At 64.3% G+C, this 3,025-nt stretch carries 3 protein-coding genes; 2 read left to right on the top strand and 1 reads right to left on the bottom strand.

Going from position 1 to position 3,025, the window contains the following annotated elements; all coding sequences use genetic code 11:
- Positions 1–223: 223 nt before the first annotated feature.
- Positions 224–1,012, bottom strand: a complete 789-nt coding sequence (gene fabI / locus H0W38_RS19775; RefSeq protein WP_292457384.1) for an enoyl-ACP reductase FabI — start codon at positions 1,010–1,012, stop codon at positions 224–226.
- Between the two features lie 224 nt (positions 1,013–1,236).
- Here fabI and rimP point away from each other — a divergent pair, with 224 nt between their 5' ends.
- Together rimP and nusA are read left to right on the top strand one after the other, a co-directional pair.
- Positions 1,237–1,815, top strand: coding sequence for a ribosome maturation factor RimP (gene rimP / locus H0W38_RS19770; RefSeq protein ID WP_292457381.1), 579 nt, complete (start codon positions 1,237–1,239; stop codon positions 1,813–1,815).
- Positions 1,812–3,025 (top strand): transcription termination factor NusA (nusA, locus tag H0W38_RS19765; protein ID WP_292457379.1); only part of this gene is annotated, 1,214 nt, incomplete at its 3' end. The genes rimP and nusA, both read left to right, overlap by 4 nt.

Raw genomic sequence — 3,025 nt, 5'->3', positions numbered from 1 at the left:
CACCGACGTGCATGGGCTGGTCGAGGTCGACGGCGCGGACGGTGGGGAGCGTCAGTACTACGTTGACTGCGTGAGGGCTTGACCGGGGAGGGACGGCGAAGCCGGCTGCGGCGCTGCGCTGCGCTCATGTCCCCCGGCCGTGCTGCGCACAGCCTCCTCCTTTACTTCGCTCCGCGCAGCGCCGCAGCCGGCATCGCCTTGAGCACCGGTGCCCTCGGCAGGGTCAGCTCTCGACCATCCCGCTGGCCACCCGGCTGAAGCCGGCGTCGACGTAGGTGATCTCGGCGGTCACCCCGGCTGCCAGGTCACTGAGCAGGAACGCGGCGACGTTGCCCACGTCGTCGATCGTCACATTACGGCGCAGCGGGGCATTGGTCGCGACCACTTCGAGGATCTTGCCGAAGCCCTTGATGCCGGAAGCGGCGAGCGTCTTGATCGGCCCGGCCGAGATGCCGTTGACCCGCACGCCCTTTGGCCCCAGGTTGGTGGCCAGATAACGCACGCTGGCCTCCAGCGAGGCCTTGGCCAGACCCATGGTGTTGTAGCTGGGAACGGCGCGTTCCGCCCCCAGATACGTCAAGGTCAGTAGCGCGGCCTTGTCACGCAACTGCGGTGCCGCCGCCTTGGCCATGGCCGGGAAGCTGTAGGCCGAGATGTCGTGGGCGATGCGGAAGGCCTCGCGCGAGAGGCCTTCGAGGAAGTCGCCGGCAATGGCTTCGCGCGGCGCGAAGCCGATGGCATGCACGAAGCCGTCGAAACCCTCTGGCCAGGCGGTGGCCAGCCCGGCGAAGGTGCGTTCGATCTGCGCGTCTTCGGCCACATCGCAGTCGAAGATCAGATCGGAGCCGAAATCCCGCGCGAACTCGGTGATGCGGTCCTTGAAACGCTCGCCTTGGTAGCTGAAGGCGAGTTCGGCACCTTCGCGGTGGCAGGCACGGGCGATGCCGTAGGCGATCGAGCGGTTGGAGAGCACTCCGGTGATCAGCAGCCGCTTGCCGGCAAGAAAGCCCATGGTGGCTCCAACAGAGGGTGTAGGGCCTGAAATTTTGGCATGGCAGCGCACGAATGAGCCGCTCTTGACACCCGTGACTCTTGTCGGTAGTGGGCGCTATGGCTACAATGCGCCTTTCACTAGACCATGAATTGGGCCGGGGATTTCCAGCCCATTTTTTTTGTCGAAGCACTTTGCAGCAGCATCTTCGCGGCGGGTTAACCCCGATGAAAAACCGATGAACGATGCCAGATACCAAAAGAGATCGATCAGTGTCCTTGTCGTCGAACTGGCAGGCTGCGGTTGAAAAGACCGTCACCGGGCTCGGTTACGAACCGGTGGATTGCGAGCGCGCCACGCAGGGTTTGCTGCGTGTCTTGATAGATCGCGTGCCCGGCCAAACCTATGAGACGGGCGAGGGCGAGTTCGTGACGGTGGACGACTGCGAGAAAGTGACCCGGCAATTGCAGTATGTGCTGGAAGTCGAGGGCTGTGATTACTCGCGGCTCGAGGTGTCTTCACCGGGGCTCGATCGCCCGCTGAAGAAGCCCGCCGACTACGCGCGCTTTGCCGGCAAGCGCATCGCGCTCACGCTCAAGCTGGCGTTCCAGGGCCGCAAGCGCTTCGAAGGGGTTGTGCAGCCGCACGGCGAAGGCTGGGCACTGCATTTCAACGACGGCAAGGAAGATCAGGTGCTGGGATTCGCACTCGACGAGGTCCGCGAAGCTCGGCTGGTGCCGGTGGTGGATTTCAAGGGCCGTGCACGGCAAGCGCAGGCACCGGCCGGGACAGCGGTGCAGGAACAGGGAGATCACGAAGAATGAACCGCGAACTGTTGGATTTCGTAGACGCGATTGCGCGCGAGAAGGGTGTCGACCTCGAGGTGGTGTTTGGCGCCGTCGAGGCCGCGTTGGCTTCGGCGAGCAAGAAGCTGCAGGGTGGCGAGGCCGACATCCGGGTTGCGGTCGATCGCGACACCGGCGAATACGAAACCTTCCGCCGCTGGCATGTGGTGCCCAACGAGGCCGGCCTGCAGCTGCCCGACTCGGAGATCCTGCTGTTCGAGGCGCAGGAACAAATCGCCGACATCGAAGAGGGCGATTACATCGAAGAGCAGATCGACTCTGTTTCGATCGGCCGCATTGGCGCGCAGGCGGCCAAGCAGGTGATCCTGCAGAAGATCCGCGACGCTGAACGCGAGCAGCTGCTCAACGATTTTCTTTCCCGCGGCGACAAGGTCTTCGTCGGCACCGTCAAGCGCCTGGACAAGGGCGACCTGATCGTCGAGAGCGGCCGGGTCGAGGGGCGTCTCAAGCGCAGCGAGATGATCGCCAAGGAAAACCTGCGCACGGGTGACCGTGTGCGTGCCTTCATCCTGGAGGTCGACACCACCCAGAGGGGCCCGCAGATCATGCTCTCGCGCAGCGCGCCGGGCTTCATGATGGAGCTGTTCCGCCACGAGGTGCCGGAGATGGAGCAGGGGCTGCTCGAGATCAAGAGCTGTGCGCGCGACGCCGGCTCGCGCGCCAAGATCGCCGTGGTCTCCTACGACAAGCGGGTCGATCCGATCGGCACCTGCGTCGGCGTGCGCGGCTCGCGCGTCAACGGCGTCACCAACGAGCTCGCCGGCGAGCGCGTGGACATCGTGCTGTGGTCGAATGACCCGGCGCAGTTCGTGATCGGCGCGCTCGCTCCGGCCAATGTGCAGTCGATCGTGGTCGACGAGGAAAAGCACGCGATGGATGTGGTGGTCGACGAGGAGAACCTCGCCATCGCCATCGGCCGCGGCGGCCAGAACGTGCGCCTGGCGTCCGAGCTCACCGGCTGGCGCATCAACATCATGAGCGCCGAAGAGTCGCAGGACAAGCAGGCCACGGAATCGGAGACGATCCGCAAGCTCTTCGTCGACAAGCTTGACGTTGACGTCGAAGTGGCCGACATCCTCATCGCCGAGGGTTTCACCAGCCTTGAGGAAGTGGCCTACGTGCCGCTGCAAGAAATGCTCGACATGGAGTCCTTCGACGAGGACACCGT

Origin of the sequence: Methylibium sp., assembly GCF_013817365.1 — a bacterium.
Classification (GTDB): Bacteria; Pseudomonadota; Gammaproteobacteria; order Burkholderiales; family Burkholderiaceae_C; genus Methylibium.
The sequence above is the reverse complement of the archived record's forward strand: the minus strand, read 5'-3'. Positions and strand labels throughout refer to the sequence as shown.